This window comes from Flavobacteriales bacterium (assembly GCA_030584065.1).
Lineage (GTDB): Bacteria > Bacteroidota > Bacteroidia > Flavobacteriales_F > PHOS-HE28 > PHOS-HE28.
Window position 1 is genome coordinate 3,766,323 of the sequence record CP129489.1, and the last position, 16,410, is coordinate 3,782,732.

Annotated in this window: 13 protein-coding genes; 1 reads left to right on the plus strand and 12 read right to left on the minus strand. The window is 66.5% G+C overall.

What is annotated here, in order from left to right; genetic code table 11:
• Positions 1-2 precede the first annotated feature (2 nt).
• The 9 genes from rmuC to QY325_15765 form a co-directional block, all read right to left on the minus strand.
• Positions 3-1,307 (minus strand): DNA recombination protein RmuC, encoded by a 1,305-nt coding sequence (gene rmuC / locus QY325_15725; protein WKZ66199.1) that lies wholly within the window; start codon positions 1,305-1,307, stop codon positions 3-5.
• A 30-nt stretch (positions 1,308-1,337) separates the two neighbouring features.
• Positions 1,338-1,961, minus strand: a complete 624-nt coding sequence (locus QY325_15730; GenBank protein ID WKZ66200.1) for a L,D-transpeptidase — start codon at positions 1,959-1,961, stop codon at positions 1,338-1,340.
• Positions 1,962-1,978: 17 nt separating this feature from the next.
• Positions 1,979-3,598, minus strand: coding sequence for a DUF4139 domain-containing protein (locus QY325_15735; protein ID WKZ66201.1), 1,620 nt, complete (start codon positions 3,596-3,598; stop codon positions 1,979-1,981).
• 84 nt (positions 3,599-3,682) lie between these two features.
• Positions 3,683-5,563, minus strand: coding sequence for an asparagine synthase (glutamine-hydrolyzing) (gene asnB, locus QY325_15740; GenBank protein ID WKZ66202.1), 1,881 nt, complete (start codon positions 5,561-5,563; stop codon positions 3,683-3,685).
• A gap of 6 nt (positions 5,564-5,569) precedes the next feature.
• Positions 5,570-6,313: a methyltransferase domain-containing protein gene (locus tag QY325_15745; protein WKZ66203.1), complete on the minus strand. Its 744-nt coding sequence runs from the start codon at positions 6,311-6,313 to the stop codon at positions 5,570-5,572.
• Positions 6,310-7,140 carry a class I SAM-dependent methyltransferase gene (locus QY325_15750; protein ID WKZ66204.1) on the minus strand — a complete coding sequence of 277 codons (831 nt, stop codon included), beginning with the start codon at positions 7,138-7,140 and terminating at the stop codon, positions 6,310-6,312. The genes QY325_15745 and QY325_15750 overlap by 4 nt, the downstream gene beginning before the upstream one ends.
• Positions 7,137-7,703 carry a class I SAM-dependent methyltransferase gene (locus QY325_15755; protein ID WKZ66205.1) on the minus strand — a complete coding sequence of 189 codons (567 nt, stop codon included), beginning with the start codon at positions 7,701-7,703 and terminating at the stop codon, positions 7,137-7,139. Before QY325_15755 ends, QY325_15750 begins: the two co-directional genes overlap by 4 nt.
• Positions 7,703-8,644, minus strand: a complete 942-nt coding sequence (locus QY325_15760; GenBank protein ID WKZ66206.1) for a glycosyltransferase — start codon at positions 8,642-8,644, stop codon at positions 7,703-7,705. Before QY325_15760 ends, QY325_15755 begins: the two co-directional genes overlap by 1 nt.
• Positions 8,645-8,648: 4 nt before the next feature.
• On the minus strand, positions 8,649-10,097 hold the full coding sequence (locus QY325_15765) for a hypothetical protein (protein WKZ66207.1): 1,449 nt from the start codon (positions 10,095-10,097) through the stop codon (positions 8,649-8,651).
• Positions 10,098-10,287: 190 nt separating this feature from the next.
• Between QY325_15765 and QY325_15770 the strand changes: the two genes are divergently transcribed.
• Complete coding sequence (locus tag QY325_15770) at positions 10,288-11,274, plus strand: NAD-dependent epimerase/dehydratase family protein (GenBank protein WKZ66208.1); 987 nt, start codon at positions 10,288-10,290, stop codon at positions 11,272-11,274.
• Between the two features lie 23 nt (positions 11,275-11,297).
• Here the strand turns inward: QY325_15770 and QY325_15775 are convergent, their stop codons facing one another.
• The 3 genes from QY325_15775 to QY325_15785 form a co-directional block, all read right to left on the minus strand.
• A complete protein-coding gene (locus tag QY325_15775; GenBank protein ID WKZ66209.1) occupies positions 11,298-14,021 on the minus strand; it encodes a hypothetical protein in 2,724 nt (907 codons plus the stop codon).
• A 141-nt stretch (positions 14,022-14,162) separates the two neighbouring features.
• Positions 14,163-14,735 carry a hypothetical protein gene (locus tag QY325_15780; protein WKZ66210.1) on the minus strand — a complete coding sequence of 191 codons (573 nt, stop codon included), beginning with the start codon at positions 14,733-14,735 and terminating at the stop codon, positions 14,163-14,165.
• Positions 14,732-15,955 (minus strand): hypothetical protein, encoded by a 1,224-nt coding sequence (locus tag QY325_15785; protein WKZ66211.1) that lies wholly within the window; start codon positions 15,953-15,955, stop codon positions 14,732-14,734. The genes QY325_15780 and QY325_15785 overlap by 4 nt, the downstream gene beginning before the upstream one ends.
• Positions 15,956-16,410 lie beyond the last annotated feature (455 nt).

Consider the following 16,410-nt stretch of genomic DNA (forward strand, 5'->3'; position numbering starts at 1 on the left):
GGCTATTCCTCCAGGGACCGGGCCAGCAACTTCTCGTTGATGCTCTTGTTGGTCTTCGCGCCGAGCTCCTTGAGCATCTCTGCCTGCCGCACAAGGTTGCCCGCGCCGGTGGAGAGCTTCTTCATGGATTCCTGGTAGGTCTGCTGTGCGCTGCCGATCGCCGCGCCTACGGCGATCAAGTCGTTCGTGAAGCCGGTGAACTTGTCGTAGAGCAGGCCCGCGCGCTCAGCGATCTCCATGTGGTTGCGCGCGATGCGCTCGTTCTTCCAGATGCCGTGGATGGTCCGCAGTGTGGCCATCAGCGTGGAGTGGGTCACCATCACCACCTGCCGGTCATAGGCTTCCTGGAAGATCTCCGGCCGCTCGCGCAAGGCGAGGAGGAAGGCTGGCTCAATGGGCACGAACATGAGCACGAAGTCCACGCTCCGAACCCCGTATAGCTTGGTGTAGTCCTTCTCGGATAGCCCCTTGGCGTGCGCGCGCAGGCTCTCCACGTGCAGCTTCAGCAGCCGGCCGCGCTCGGCCTCGTCGGAGGCCGCGGCGAACCGTTCGTAGTGCAGCAGCGAGACCTTGCTGTCGATCACCAGGTGCTTGTCCTCCGGGAGCATCACCACGGCATCGGGCCGCAGCCGCGAGCCATCGTGGAGCGTGGTGCTCTCCTGCATGCTGTACTCCTGGCCTTTCATCAGCCCTGAGGATTCGAGCAGCTTCTCCAGGATCATCTCGCCCCAAGCGCCCTGGGCCTGGGTGTCGCCCTTGAGCGCCTTGGTAAGGTCGTTGGCCTCCTGGCTCAGCTTCTGGTTCTGCTCCACCAAGCGGCCGATCTCCGCCTTCAGCGCGAATCGCTCGCGCCCCTCGGCCTCGTATGCCTTGCGAACCTGCTCCTCGAATTCTCTGATGCGCTGCTGGAGCGGCTGCAGAAGGGTGCCGAGCTTCTCCTGATGCTGGGCGTTGAGCGCTTTGCCCCGGTCCTCGAGCAACCGGTTGGCGATGAGCTCGAACTCCTTCGTCATGCGCTCCTGCAGCTGCTCGATCTCGGCCTTCTGCTCCTGGAGCCGCTGCTGGGCGTGCGCGCTGCGCTGCTGCTCGGCTGCCAGTTGGGCGCCGATGCCGGCGGCTTCACGGGCCCGCGCATCGCCGCGCTCCTGTGCTTGGGCGAGCTGCTCCTGCAGGGAGGCCTTCTCATCCTGGTGCGTCGCGCGAAGGCCGGCCACTGCCTCCTCCAGTGCCCCTTTGGAGCGCCAGGCCTGCACGCCGAATCCCGCGAGGATCCCGAGCAGGAGGCCGATGAGGATGCCGGTGAGCATGGTGCCACGAAGGTAGCGCGGGCCGGGTCCTCAATTGTCCAGCACCACCACCAGCGCGCCCACGGGCACCTCGTCGTACAGGGCGATGACATCCGTGTTGCGCATGCGGATGCAGCCCATGGAGCTGGGCGTGCCCACCGTGCACTCGCTGGCCGTGCCATGGATGTAGATGTAGCGGCCCCGGCTGTCCACGCCAGGGCCTTGGTTCACGCCGGGCTCAAGTCCGTCCAGCCAGAGGATCCGCGATGTGATCCAGTCCTTGTCCGTGCCCTCGGGGTCCGGGTCGGCCAGCCGGCCGGTGTAGACGCGGTCCTTCAGGATGCCCATGGGCGGCACATCGTCGCCGATCTTCTCCGCCACGCGGTGCAGGCCGGTCGGCGTGCGGTAGCTGTCCACGGCCGTGCCGAGGCCATTGCGGGCCGTGGCGATGGGGAAATCGGCCACCAAGCGGCCCTCGCGGACATGGAAGAGCCGCTGCCGGTGCACGGAGATGTACAGCACATCGCTGGTGGCCGGCTGTTGCGGGTAGCGCACCGACAGGTATTCGAGCAGCATATCCGCAAGGCCCTGCTGCGGGTGCGGGTCCAAGGCCCGTACCTGCCCGAGCGACCAAGCCGCTACCGCCAGGAAGGCCAGCACAAAGGCGCTCCGCATGCCTGCGAAGTTCGGCGCTATTCCAGCACCACCGGCATCTCCTTCGGGTGGCGCACGGAGTAGCTGAATCCCACCTTCCTCGTGGCCTTGGGCTCCAGGCGCAGGTTCCATGTCAGTGCGCCGCGGTTGTCGTCGCGTGCGGCTCCGGTGGCATCCTCCAGCTTCACTTCGATTTCGCTCTGCGGGCTCAGGGGCCATTGGTCGCGCAGCTCCAGGTCGACCATTGCGCCCTTGGTGTTGCGCACCGTGATGTCCCAGCCGACTGTGACCGTGCGCTTGCCGCTCACGATGGCCTTCTCGTTGGTCGATTTGCGCCGCACGCGTTCGATCGCTACGCCCTTGTCCCGGCCCAGGCTGATGTCGAGGGTGTCCTTGGGCTCGTCGAGGTTCAGGTAGCTCTCCCCCACGAAGGTGCCCTCGAAGAACACATTGGCGGCGCCGGGCAGTAGGTTGAGGTCCTCCCAGCCCGTGGTGCGCGCATAGAGGAAAGCATCCTTGTCCAGCTTGGGCGTGGCGAAGTGCTTATAGGTCGCCGCGATGCTCTGGCTCTGCACGCCCACGGTGTGCGCCCGGCCATCGCTCGGGATGGTGAAGGGGGCATCGATCACGAATTCGCGCGTGGTGGTGCGAAAGGCCACGGTGTTCGCCACGATGCTGCGGGCTTCCCTCTCCTGCAGGTCCATTTCGGCGCCGGCATGGGCGGGGGGGGCGGCCATCGGCGCTTCGGCTTTTTGCCGCGTGCGGCTCTCAATGCTCACGGTCTGCAGCCGACGGGGCTGGTAGGTGTAGAGCGTCCAAGGGTTCAGCGCGGGCATCACCCCGCCGAGGGTAGGATTGCCGCTGCTCAGGCTCAAGCTCACCTTGCTCCAATCCTCGCCGGTATTGTTGGTCACCAGCGCCTTCATCAGCAGGTCGATGGGCTGTCCCACTCCCTTGGCCCGCAGGTCGTAGGCGGGCAGCCATCCGGCGCTGCCCACGAAGTAGGTGATGGTGAACGTGGCGGTCACCTCGGCACCGCTGGTGATCTCCACGACCACCTCGCTGGTGGGGCGCGGCGCCTGCGCCTGCAGGGAATTCAGCTGCTGGCGCAGCTTGTCGGCCTCCTGCCCGATGGCGGTGAGCTTCTCCTGCTGCGCCAGCCAGTTCGCCTTGGTGATCGTGAGCCGCTGGCGCACGTAGTCGTTCACTGCAGTGAGCTGTGCGGCCGTGAGTCCGTTCTGCTGCCCGCCGATGCTGCTGTTCTTGCCCAGCAGCTGCTCCTCGTTCACCCAAACATCCTGCATGGCCTTTTCGTAGGCCCAGTCCTTCTCCAGCTTCTTGATGCGCGCCTGCAGGTCCTCGATCTCCTTCTTCTTCGGGCTCTCCGTGAGGTAGTTGATGCGGTGGTTCACGCTCAGGATCTGGTAGCCGCCCTTGCCGGTCACGTGTATGCTCTGCGGGTCGAGCTGCTCGGCCAGGCCGGTGAAGGCCAGCACGCTGGTCCCCGCCGGGATGGAGGCGGTGGCGCTCCGCGTCACCTGCGCGCCGCTCAGGAAGACCTTGGCCTCGGCGACCTTGCTGGGGATGGCTTTCTCGCCGTCGGCAGCGGACAGTGCGGTGAGGAGTGTGCAGGAGAGGAAGAGCGATGCAGTGCGCATGGCGGTCGGGTTTGCTCGGGTGAAGGTATCCGGTAGGACCGGTGCGATGCCGTACACGCGAGAAGCGTGCCGGTTCAGGGGCTCTCAGAGCCCTGCGCCCTGGTTTCGCCGCCAGAGCTGGAAGACCATCAGCGTCCAGAGCAGCTTGCGGTGGTTGGCCCGCCTGGCGAAGTGCTCCTGCTTCAGGCGCTCCACATGGGCGGGATCGAAGAGGCCGTCGCGTCGCAGCGCATCCGCGGAGAGCAGGTCCTCGCACAAAGGGCGCAGCGGCCGGCGCAGCCAGTCGCTGAGCGGGATGCCGAAGCCCTTCTTCGGCCGGTCGATGATGGCGTCGGGGATCTTGCCGCGCATGACCTGCTTCAGCAGCCATTTGCCGCCGATCCAGGGACGCTTGGCCGAAGCGGGCAGGCTGTTCAGCAGCTCCACAACCTCTACGTCCATGAAGGGCGCCCGCACCTCCAGTGACGTGTACATGCTGGCGCGGTCCACCTTCACCAGGATGTCGTCGAGCAGGTAAGTGAGCAGGTAGATGAGGATCGTGGAATCCAGCGGACCGTCCTTGCCGCCCCGTTCGCTCAGGAGCGCATCGATCGGTTCCAGCCCGGTGGCCGATCCAAGCTCAGCCCGCGCCTCGCGGGTGAACAGCTCCTGCTTCTCCTGTGGCGTGAAGCTGCCCAGCCACAGCGTATGCACATGCTGCGGCCCTTGGCCGAAGCCGCGCAGGAACTGCCTCACCTTGAAGTCGAGGCTGATGTTGCGGTCGCTCACGGGCAGCAGCCCTGAGGCGCGTTGCAGCAACCGCATCAGGCCATGGGGCAGGGCGGCCATGAGGCGGCGGTACCGGTCGGCGACGAATGTGGGGTAGCCCGCCAGCAACTCGTCGCTGCCATCGCCCCCCAGCGCCACGGTCACCTGCTGGCGGGCGAAGCGGCTGAGCAGGTGCGTGGGGATGAGCGACGCATCGGCGAAGGGCTCGTCCAGCGTGGCATAGAGCGGCGCGATAAGGTCCAGGCTGTCCTGCTCGGTGAGGACCTGTGCATGGTGCTCGGTGCCCAGGTGATCTGCCACCAGCCGGGCTTGGCTGCTCTCGTCATAACTCTTCTCCTCGAACCCGATGGAAAAGGTCTTGATGCGGCTGGTGCTGCTGCGCTGCGCGTAGTAGGCCACGGTGCTGCTGTCCAGCCCGCCGCTCAGGAAGACACCCAGCGGCACATCGCTCATGAGCCGGCGCTCGGTAGCCTTCAGCAGCGCCTCGTCCAGCCGGGCCATGGCCTCGGCCTCGGAGAGCGGAGCCTTGGTGAACCGAGGCGTCCAGTAGGGCCGCTCCCAGGCCACACGCCCCTCGAGCACTCTCATGCAATGGCCCGGCCTCAGCTTCCGCACGCCGCTCGCGATGCTGCGTGGCGTGGGCACGTACTCGAAGGTGAGGTATTGGTTCAGCGCATGCAGGTCCAAGCGGGCGTCCACCGCTGGGTGCGCGAGCACCGCCTTCAGCTCGCTTCCGAACACGAATGCGCCAGGCGCCTCGGCGTAGTGCAGGGGCTTCTTGCCCATGCGGTCCCGCGCCAGGAAGAGGCTGCCGTCCCGGGCATCATGGATGGCGAAGGCCCACATGCCATTGAGCAGGGGCAGCATCGCTTCGCCATGCTCTGCGTAGAGGTGCAGCAGCACTTCGGTGTCGGAGGCCGTGCGGAACACGCGCCCCTTCGCCGCCAGTGCATCGCGCAGCGCGCGGTAGTTGTAGATCTCGCCGTTGAAGATGATGGTGAGCCGCCCCTCGTCATCGCGCATGGGCTGGTCGGCCCCATGGCTCAGGTCGATGATGCTCAGCCTGGCATGTGCCAGACCCGTCGCGCCGACCATCACGGCCTCCTGCAGGTCCGGCCCGCGGTAGGCGATGCGCGCGATCATGCGACGGGCATCCTCCAGCCCTCCGCTGCCTTGGAATCCGGCGATGCCGCACATCCGCGTTCAGGATTGGGCGCGCCGGGCCACGGCGATGATGCTCGATCCGGCAAGGCCGCCGGGCAGCACCGCGGCTTCCAGTGCGAAGAGCCTCCCGATGGCGTTGTGCGCGGCGCTGGCCGCCCCTGGTGCCGGCGCATGGAACCGCACATTGCGCTTCCGCCCGCGCAGCGCGTTGTTCAGGGCAATGGCCGCATAGAGTCCGTGGAAGAAGTAGGCGCTCCATTCCGGCGACAGGCCCGCCGCCTCGAGTTCCTGCTGCAGCATGGGCCGGTCATAGCGGCGGAAGTGGCCGAAGTGGTCGTCGAAGGTGGTCCATAGTTCTTGGCGGGCCGGCACGGTCACCACCACGGTGCGCGCATTCGGATAGGCCGCCAGAAGCCCGCGCAGGAACCCCGGCGCATCGGCGATGTGCTCGATCACATCGAAGAGCGCCAGCACCGTGATGCCTGCCCGGAAGTCCGCCGGCAGCGCCGTGGCATCAGCGCCCAGCATCAGGTGCTCCGCCGCATGGATCCCCCGTCGGGGAGTGCCCAGCTCAACGCCCTTGGCCTCCCAGCCGCAGGCCCTCAGGTGGTGCGTGACGATGCCGGTGCCGCAGCCCACCTCCAGGATGCGCTCCGTGCGCGGCACGGAGCGCTCGAAGGCGCGGGCCACTACCGCCTTGCGCGCGATCTGCCACCAAGTGCGCTCGATGCCGGGCGGATAGGCCTCACTGAACTGGTCCTGGTCGAAGTCCGTGCCCTTCATGCACTCCTCCGTTTGCCGCCGAACTTCCAGGAGTTGCCGTTGCGGAAGATGACGTAGGTGCTGCCGGGCTCCGCATCGGCCGTGCGCAGCCACTCCTCCACGGTACCGCGCCGGATGTAGGCCGTCTGAGGCGTCACCAGCTGGTCGAAGGCCACGTGGCGGAAGAAGGCGAAGCCGCGCTGCGCGATCCACAGCGAGTAGTCATAGAGAGGAAGCCCGCGCAGGACGGGCCAGCGCAGTGCGTTCAGCGCCTTGGCATACACGTAGTAGGGGGCCACCAGCGGGGTGGCGATGCCGTACTTGGTCAACCACCATGGCAGCGCCGAGGCCACCTTGCGGATGGGGTCCACCACCAAGCGGATAAGGCCGTTGCCCTCGTGCGCATACACCCAGCAGTGGAAGCGTCCGCCCGGCTTGGTGTTCCGCAGCACCGCCTCGAACCCCTTGCGCGGGTCCTTCAGGTGGTGCAGCACACCGATGCAGTAGACCAGGTCATACCGCGCCGGATCGTCGTACGTGGTCAGGTCGTGCTTCACGATCCGCCAGGCCTTGAACCCCGTGCGCCCCATGTTGCGCTCGGCCATCGCCACGCTGTCACCCAGGTCCACGCCCACCAGTTGGGCGGGCCGCCACTCGGCCATGTGGGTGAGCAGGTTGCCGCCGCCGCAGCCAAGCTCCAGCACGCGGCGCCCCTCGGCATCGGCGCGCCCGAGCGGCGCGAACCACTCCTCGAACTGGGCCGTGCTGTACACCGACCCCTCGGGCAGGTTGTTCCACGAGGTGGCGAAGGCATCCGCCGTGCGCTGGTCGATCGGCTGCTCGCTCATGGCTTGCGGAACCGGTATTCGATCTCCTCGAAGCCGCCCACCCAGAAGCACCACAGGCGGCTGCAGGCCATCGGGCTCAGGTTGGCGAAGAAGTTCACCACTGCGTTCACCCCGCGCATCAGGGCGATGGTGGCTCTGCCCACGCCCATGTACGGCAGCAGGTGGAAGAACGCGAAGTAGTGCAGCTCCATCCGCTGCAGCTCGAAGTGCACCCCGAAGTAGCCGCTCTTGGTGAACGTGGGGTCGAAGTACTTGGGGAAGGTGACGTCGAAGCCGGCCTTGTGCTCGGCGTGCGTGAAGCCCCGGCTGAAATGCGGCACCTTCACGATCAGCGTGCCGCCCGGTTTCAGGATGCGGTGCAGCTCCTGCATCACCACGAAAGGGCGGTCGAGGTGCTCCAGCACGTGCGAGGCCAGCACATGGTCGAAGCTCGCATCCGCGAAGGGGTAGGGAAAGCTGTTCAGGTCGTGCTGCACGTCGATGTCCACGTGGCTGTGGAAATCCACATTCACGTAGCCCTCGCGGAAGTCCTCGCCGCAGCCCAGGTTCAGTTTGCGCTCCATCAGAGGTTGACCTTTCGTCGGATGGTGAAGGTGGTCTTGCCCTGGCTCTCGAAGTAGGTGCGCATCATCATCTCCGCCAGTACGCCGAGCAGGATCATGAGCAGCCCGATGATGAAGAACATGGAGGTGATCACCGGCAGCGGCGTCTGCACGAAATCCTTGCGACCGGTGAGCTTGAACCAGAGCATGAGGGCGAAGGCGAAGAACGCCACGCCGAAGGAAAGGAAGCCCGCTCCGCCGAAGAAGTGGATGGGCTTGGTCATGTGCTTGTCCAGGAACTTGATCAGCAGCAGGTCCAGCATCACCTTGTAGGTGCGGAAGAGCCCATAGTTGCTGCGGCCGAACTGGCGCGGCTGGTAGCGTACCGGCAACTCGCCCACGCGCCCCCCCTGCCAGCTGCAGTACACGGGTATGAAGCGGTGCATCTGCCCGTAGAGCACCACGTCCTTGATCACGTCGCGTCGGTAGGCCTTCAGCGTGCAGCCGTAGTCGTGCAGCTTCACCCCGCTGATGGAGCTGATCAGCCGATTGGCCATCAGCGAGGGCAGCTTCCGCGTCAGGAACTGGCCCTTCCAGCGGTCGCGCCGCCAGCCGCTGACCACGTCATAGCCCTCGTCGAGCTTGGCCAGCAGCAGCGGTATGTCCGCCGGGTCGTTCTCCAGGTCGCTGTCCATCAGCACCAGTACATCGCCCTTGGCATGCTGGATGCCCGCATTGATGGCCGCCGTCTGCCCGAAGTTGCGGCGGAAGTCGATGGCGCGCAACCGCCCATCAGCGGCGCAGGCCTCCGCCAGCACGCGGAAGGAATCGTCCTTCGACCCGTCGTTCACCAGGATCACCTCGTAATCCAGCGCATCCAGTGCGCCCTTGATGCGCTCCAGCAGCAGGGGCAGGCTCTTCGCCTCGTTGTACACCGGAATGATGAGCGAGATGTGCGGCATGGCGTCAGGGGCGGGGCGCGAAGCGACGATGCAGGCCCACGAAGGCGCATAGCAGCATCACGGGGATGAAGAGCACCAGGTAGCGGTGCTCGGCGAAGCGCAGCACCAGGGGGAATATGAGGAGGCCGAACGGAACGATCAGCGCTGGAACCGCTGCCATCGCCTGCTCCTCGGGCCGCCGCACCCAGAGCCAGGCTCCCGCAAGGCCGCACAGCAGCGTGGCCCAGTGCAGCCCGAAGTGGAACAGCTTCATCGCCTTCTGGTGTAGCGGCATCGCGCGGAAGGTGAGGTCATAAGCCACGGGGTTGCCCGTCTGCAAGACGTAGCGCCTCAGTGCGAGCAGCCTCGAGAGCACGTAATACTGGAAGGGATGCTCGTCGATGAAGGCGGCCGTCCATCGCTCGAAGCGCGCGTTCAGCGCCCGGTTGCGGGCCTCCAGATAAGCGGCGGACACCGTGTCGTGCTTCAGCGCGAGGATCTCATCGGCCGCGGCGCGCAGGCTGTCCATGGTGTACGCGCTCGTGAGGATGCGGTCGGGCAGCTGGATGGAACCGGCGTTGGTGCGCCCTGGCACCTGGTCCAGGCCGGTGTTGAAGAAGCGCATCTCCGCCTGCGGGTCGGTCCACCAGGTGATGTCGCCACCGATGGCCTGCACGAATACCATGGCCGTCAGCGCCGGGGTGGGGGAGTCCTCATCCACATAGAGCGTGCGGGTCACCGGTATGAAGGAGCCGTAGCGGATTGCGTTGCGGATGATCCAGGCTCCATCGGCCACCGCTAACGGCAGCAGGAAGAGCACCGCATGACGGAGCGCCCCGGCGCGCTGCCGGCGGCCCAGCCAGAGTGCCACCAGCACGAATGCGGGCACGGGGGCGAGCACCGGCTTCAGGAATATGCCCCACGCCAGCCAGGCGCCCGCGATCACCAGGTCCGCCGTGCGGCCCTGCCGGTTCCACGCCACCCAGCGGTCCAGGAAGAAGATCATCGCCGAGGTGCAGAAGCTCTCGGTGAGGATCACCGCATCGTACCACTGTACCGAGATGCTCACCGCATACACCGCCAGCAGGCCTGCGAACAGGGCCTTCGATCCGGTGAGCCGGTACGCCAGGCGCGCCAGCACGTACATGCTCACCGCGGCCAGCAGCGTTTGCAGCAGCACCAGCGCATCGTAGGTCAGGGGCGGCTCCGTGAAGAGGCGGACCAGCAGGTATACCGCGCCATAGCCCGGCATGCGCACGTCCGGCGTGTAGTCGCCGCCCCGCAGAAGTGATTCGATGGGCTCGAAGTACGTGGGCGCATCCGTCCACCAAACCCCCAGCCATCCCGCATTGCCCAAGCCGATTCCGCCCACCTGCATCAGGATCGTGAGCGTTGCGGCCTTGATCGCCAGGGTCACCACGAGCCATGCGCCCCAGCGCTCGGGATCGGGAAGTCGGTCGAGTAAACGGCGCATCAGGGAGGGCAGCCCGGAGCCGCCGATGGTCGATGCGCAAATAAAGGCAAAATGCCCCGCCTGCCCGGAGCCGCGCCCGGCCCACCGGTACCGCGTGGAATGGCGCTGCATACATTCGCCGGCCTCGTTCGGCATCAGCATCCGGGCTCCGGCCCAGGCGTGCATGGTGCAGCCGATCGTCGCAGCGCCGATGGCCACTGTACCCCATGCCCTTGTCACAGGCGGTGCCGGATTCATCGGCAGTCATGTCGTGGACAGGCTTCTGGCCGAGGGCTGGCGCGTCACCGCCATCGACGATTTCGACCCCTTCTATGCGGCCGCCATCAAGCGCGCCAACGTGGCCGAGCACCTGAGGCACCCCGCCTACCGCCTGGTGGAGGGAGACCTGCTCAACTCCGCCGTGCTCGCGGCCGCCGAGCCCGCCGATGCACCCTTCACCGTGGTGGTCCACTTGGCCGCCAAGGCCGGCGTCCGCCCCAGCCTCATCGACCCCATGGCCTACCACCGGGCCAACGTCACGGGCACGCTTGTTATGCTCGGCCGGGCCCTGGCTTGGGGCGCTCCGCACATCGTGCTCGCCAGCAGCAGCAGCGTCTACGGCGAGGACCCCGGGGTGCCATGGCGCGAACAGGACTGCCGGGAACGGCCCATCAGCCCCTACGCGGCTACCAAGGTGATGGCCGAGCGCTATGCGCGCGAGCATGCGCACCGCACCGGCCTGCGCACCACGGCGCTCCGCTTCTTCACGGTATACGGGCCGAGGCAGCGGCCCGACCTGGCCATCCATCAGTTCACGCGCGCCATCATCGAGGGCCGGCCCATCAAGCGTTTCGGTGATGGCGGCACGCGCCGCGACTACACCTACATCGACGACATCGTCAATGGCGTCATGGGAGCCATTCGGCGCTCCGCCGGCGAGGCATTCGAGGTCTACAACCTCGGCAACTCGGGCACCGTCACGCTCAATGAGCTCATCGCTGCCATCGAGCGCACCGTGGGACGCAAGGCCGTCATCGAGCAGCATCCTGAGCAGCCAGGCGATGTGCCACAGACCTACGCCGATGTCTCCAAGGCGGGCCTGCACCTCGGCTTCGTGCCCTCCACCCCGCTCAGCGTCGGCCTCGAGGCCTTCCACCGCTGGTTCCTGCAGGCCAAGGAACTGGGCATCCTGCCCTAGCTCCCAGCCCGCGCCTTGGGCGCTCAGGCCTCCGCCTCCACCTCGTCGAACTTCACGCCCACCCGCAACTCGTTGCGCACCACCAGGCGGCCGTTCTGCGGGCGCAGGAAGTAGAGCGCGTCCACCTCGCTCACAGGCTCCGGCGCGGCCGTGATGGCCATGAAGCCCAGGTCGCGCGCCATGCCTAGCACGGCCTTGCGGTTGATGGCATCCAGGCTGTGCACCTCGTCCAGGAAGAAGGGCACGCGGCTCAGCGGCTGGTGCGTCACCGCATCCTCCTTCAGCATGCTGCGCAGCACCAGCAGGTTGAACAGCACCTTGATGGTGATGGCCGTGCCGTGGCTCTCCACCTGCAGATTGTCGTAGTGGTGCACGCGGCCGCCCTTGATGGCCACGCTGAAGCGCAGCGTGAAGAGGTCGCCGTAGTGCAGCGTGATGCGCTCGCTGAGGCGGTTGCGGAAGCTCGCGTAGGCGGCATCCAGCTTCTTGCTGTCATCGAAGAGGCCGGTGTGGTCGGTCTCGGCCAGCTCGCGCAGCGGCTCCACCAGGTCGCTCTGCTCCATCACCTCCATGCGCAGGCTTTCGAGGTTCGAGACGCTCACCGTGCTGAAGCGGCGGTTCAGCTGCTCGGCGGCCTGCTTGATGTCGTGCAGCCCGTTCAGCACGTTGGCGAAGCTGGCGCGCAGCAGGTGCAGGTAGTTGTCCCAGTCCTTGCGCAGCGCCTCCTCGAAGGCCGGCAGGCCATCCAGCTGCTCGCGCATCAGGCGCACGGTATCGGCCTCCGTGGCGCCGATGATGTCGCCCTTCAGCACGTTCTCGATCTTGCTGCGCAGGCCATCCATCTCGCGGCTCAGGTCCTTGTGCTCCACGGTGAGCTTCAGGTACAGCGCGATGGCATCCTCCGGGTCGTTGGGCACGCTGATGGGTTCCAGCGGCTTGGCCTCCGCATCGGGCGGCGGCGCGCATTGCTCCATCAGCCGCAGCAGACGGTTGAAGCGCTCGTCCTCCTTGTTCAGCGCGTTGCGCTGCTCATAGAGCTTCACGCTCAGTTCATCCAGCTTCTGGCGGGCCTCCACGCGCTGCGTCTCCGCGCCCGACTTCTCCTTGTTCAGCTCGGCCAGGCGCTTCTTCAGCTTCGGCTCGTCCTTGCGCTCCTCCTGCAGGCGTTCCCAGCGGCCCAGCCCATCGGCGATGCGGTCCACCGCCTTCTGCGCGGCGTCGCGCTCGGCCACCAGCTTGTCGCGGTTCTCGATCGCCGCCATCAGCTGCGTCAGGCGCTCCAGCTCGTGCTTGTGGTCGGCCAGCGACTTCTTCAGCGCCTTCACGTCCACCAGGTCCTTCCACGCATGGCTGTTGTCGGGCAGCGGCAGGCTCAGCACCGCGTCGCTGTACTTGCCGTCTTTGATGTTGGCGGCCAGCTCCTTCAGCAGGGCCTCCAGCTGCTTCTTCTTCTTGATCTCCACGCCGCCCTTGGCCACCGGCAGCTTCAGCAGGTCGATGTTGAAGAGCCGCGACACATCGTGCAGGCTCTGCTCGTCGATGCTGGCGCGCAGCGTGGTGATCAGTGCATGGTCGAATCCGGCGATGGCCTTCTCGGTGCTCGCCACGCGGTGCTTCGCCTCGGCCAGCGCGCGCTCGGTGCGGGCACGGTCGGCGCTCTGCGCGTTGCCCAGGCTGCGGTCCAGCAGCGCCAGCTTCTCCTTGGCATTGGCCAGGGCCTCGCGCTCCAGCTGCTCGCTGAAGTCCTCCAGGCCCTTGCCCAATTGCACCAGCCGGGCCATGTCGCCATCCACACGGCCCTTCATCCCGGCCAGCTCGGCGATCCGGTCGTCCAGGTTCTGCAGCCCGGCCACCATGCCCTCGCGCTCGCGCTCCAGCAGCTCGGTCTTGGCCACGATGGCCTCCTTCACGTGCTTGTTGTGGTCGTGGGCCTTGCGCCGCTTCTCCATCAGGTCGGCATGCACCACGGCCAGCCGCCCTTCCAGCTCGCTGCGCAGCGTGCTGCGCTCGATGTAGGTGCGCAGCCGGTCCTGCTCCGCCTTCAGCGTGTTCAGCTTCAGGCGGCGGTCGCGGATGCGCTCGAATTCCTCCGTCATCAGCTTGTTGGCCTCCAGCGCGGGCTTGCTAGGCGGCAGGCTGGCCAGCATCAGCAGGCTCCGCTTCATCTCATGCTGGTCGATGCTGCGCAGGCTCAGCAGGTTCTTCAGCACCTCCTTGAAGTGGGCGTACCGCTCGGTCTCGGTGAGCTGCACGATGCCCAGGCCGTTGCTCTCGCCCTTCGTGGCCACCAGCAGCGCCTCGCGGTGCAGCTGCGGCTCCTTCAGCTCGCGGTACTGCTTGCCCGCCAGGCGGCTCAGCACGTGCTTGGGCTCCGCCACGCGGCCGTCCTCGGTCAGGTAGTCGGCCACATCGTAGCCGCCATCATACGTGAAGCGCACGGGGTCGCCGCTGCTGGCCTTGCTCACGCCGCGCCAGCCCAGCATGTAGGTGCCGCGCGGGCCGTTGCACTCGAACAGCAGGTAGCTGTAGTGGTCGGGGAAGTAGTACTCGCGCGTGGCCTCCATGTCGTGGTCGCCGAACACCATCTGGTTGCGGTGATCCAGGTAGAGGAACTGCAACGTGTTGATCAGCGTGGTCTTGCCCGCGTTGTTGGGGCCCACCAGCTGCAGGCTGCTGCCCAGCTCGATCTCAGCATAGTCGTAGCTGCCCGAGCGGATGGCGATGAGTTTCGAGGGTCCTAGTTGCATGTGCATCGGTTATTCACCACAGAGGCACAGAGGGCACAGAGCATGAACGGAAGGTCCATGCGTCTTAGCTGCGATCGTGCGTGTGATGTCTTGCATTCTTTGATTTCCTCCGTGTCCTCTGTGCCTCTGTGGTGAAGCGCACTAATTCATCTCCGGGTTGATCTCCCCGTCCTTCAGCGCGCTCCGGTGCTCCTGCTCGGCCACCTGGCTGATCTCCTGGCACTTGTCGAACACGCGGTGGAAGGGGCGCAGGAAGCGGAAGGTGTCATCCGGGAAGTACTCGGCCCAGCCCATGCGCGCCATGCTCTTGATCAGCTTGCGCATGCTCGCCTCATCGTCGATGCCCACGGCCTTCATGTGCGCCTTGAAGCGGTCGCTCGTCAGGTGCGGCAGGCCGGCCACGCTGAAGCGCTCGGTGAGCAGGTACTCTTCCACCGGACGGCCCTCGTTCGCGGTGGCCTCGATGAGGATGAAGCAGAACACGGCGATGGGAGGGAGGCTCGCTGGTGGTGGGGTGGCCTCGGCGGTCTCCGTGCGGAAGTAGAAGAAGTCGCGCGGGTGCCGCACCAGGTCCAGCCCCAGCGGCTTGAAGTACTCAGCGTACGCATCGTAGCGCTCGGTCAGCGGTCCATGCAGGTTGCCCTGCTCGTGCGTGATGTAGGCGCCCTGGCGCAGCTTGTCGAAGATGTCCTTGACGTAGGGAAGCTCGTTCATGGCTTGCTGATGCTGAAGGTGGTGGCCTCGATCACGCCGTCGCGCGTGCGGTAGGCCTTGGGCTTCCCGTGCTTGAAGGTCACGGTGAGCTCGGGGTCGAAGAGGATCCGGCTCAGGCCCAGCAGCGCGTCGCTGGTGCCCTTGTCCGGATAGGTCCTCACCATCCAATCGGTCAGGTCCTTAACCGGCAGCTCGGCGGCCAGGGCATCGGGCAGGGCCTTCAGCCACAGCAGGCGCACGTAGTCCGGCGGCGTCTCGGCGCTCTCCTCCATCCGCAGGCTCGGCGGCGGCTGCGGTGGGTGCGCCGCCACATGGTGTATGGTGCGCTTCAGCACCGCATCCGTGGGCGGGCACTCGATCGATGCCCGCTCGGCCTGCGGCACGTAGTGGGCCACCCAATCGTCCAGCTTCATGTGGCGCAGGCGCCCAAGCGCCAGCGTGGCCCCGTGGGCGATGGCGCTGCTGCGGCGCAGCACCTCATACAGCGGCTGCAGCTCCTTGCGGCTCTCGTTCAGCGTGTGGATGGCCCGGCGGCGCAGCGCACGGATCTGCCGCTCGTTGCGCAGCAGCGGCGCCAGCTCGGCGAACACCCCGGCCTCGCGCGCCGCGCTCAGCGCCGCATCCAGCTCGTTCAGCGTGTCCACCAGCTGGCCGTCCACGCGAACGATGTCCACCAGCGGCTGCACGTACAGGTCCATCAGCCGGACGATCCGCAGGTAGCGCTCGCGCACGCTCACGCTGCTCCGGTCCGCCTTGTACCGCGCCACCTCCGCCATCACCGCGCGGTGCGTGGCGTCCAGGTCCTCTTGCATCCGGCGCAGCGTGTGGTCCACCTCCGTGGCCGCCAGCCCCACGCTCAGCGTGTCGAAGGCCTGAGTCCCGCTCGCGATCCGCTTGCGCGCGCTCTCCAGCGCCGCCGTGTAGCCCTGGATGATCTCCGGGCTCGTTGGCAGCGCATCATCGTGCAGGTAGTTCATCAGCTGCAGCAGCGGCTGCGCCAGCACATAGTGGCTGCTGCCTTCCTCCAGCGGCACCAGGATCTGCAGCTCCAGCAGCCGTTGCCAAGTCGTTTCCGGCTGCTCGGTGGCGGTGTCGCAATGGGTGCGGATCAGCTGCCGTACCTGCGCTTCGCTCACATCGCCCGGCTTCGTGGCAATGGCGTGCAGCAGCGGCACATGGCTGGCGCAGAAGTCGAAGAAGCGTTTCGGCGCTATGGGCATCGGTGCTTGCGAAAAGGTCCGCCCTGAGTGGAACGGACCTCTATTGGCCGGTGAAAGTAGACGGGTGCCGCCGCGTGAGGAGGGGCGAGTTTTCCACGGCTGTTAGTAAACCCGTGCACCCCTGCCTTCCTCCCATGCTCCGCCTCCAGGTCTCCGGCTTCCCCAAGCATCGACCCCCGCGCCCCCCTCTTTGCGGACGCGAACTACGAGCGCAGCATGCACGTCCCGGCCAGCAGGCGTGCCACCTCCCTGAGCGGGGCCAGCGAACGGCTCGAGCGGATCATGGAGGAACGCTCCGCTGCGCGGGGCCTCAGCGGGGTCTAAGCCCTCAAGTACCTCTCCCAGGGTCGGGGGCATCGGTCTCTACCGCCTCAATTCCAAGTCCCGCGGTGTAAAGGTCGGGGGCAAACAGGTGCTGGAGCACTGGGGCAGGGGCTTGATGCGTGAGGCGCTCT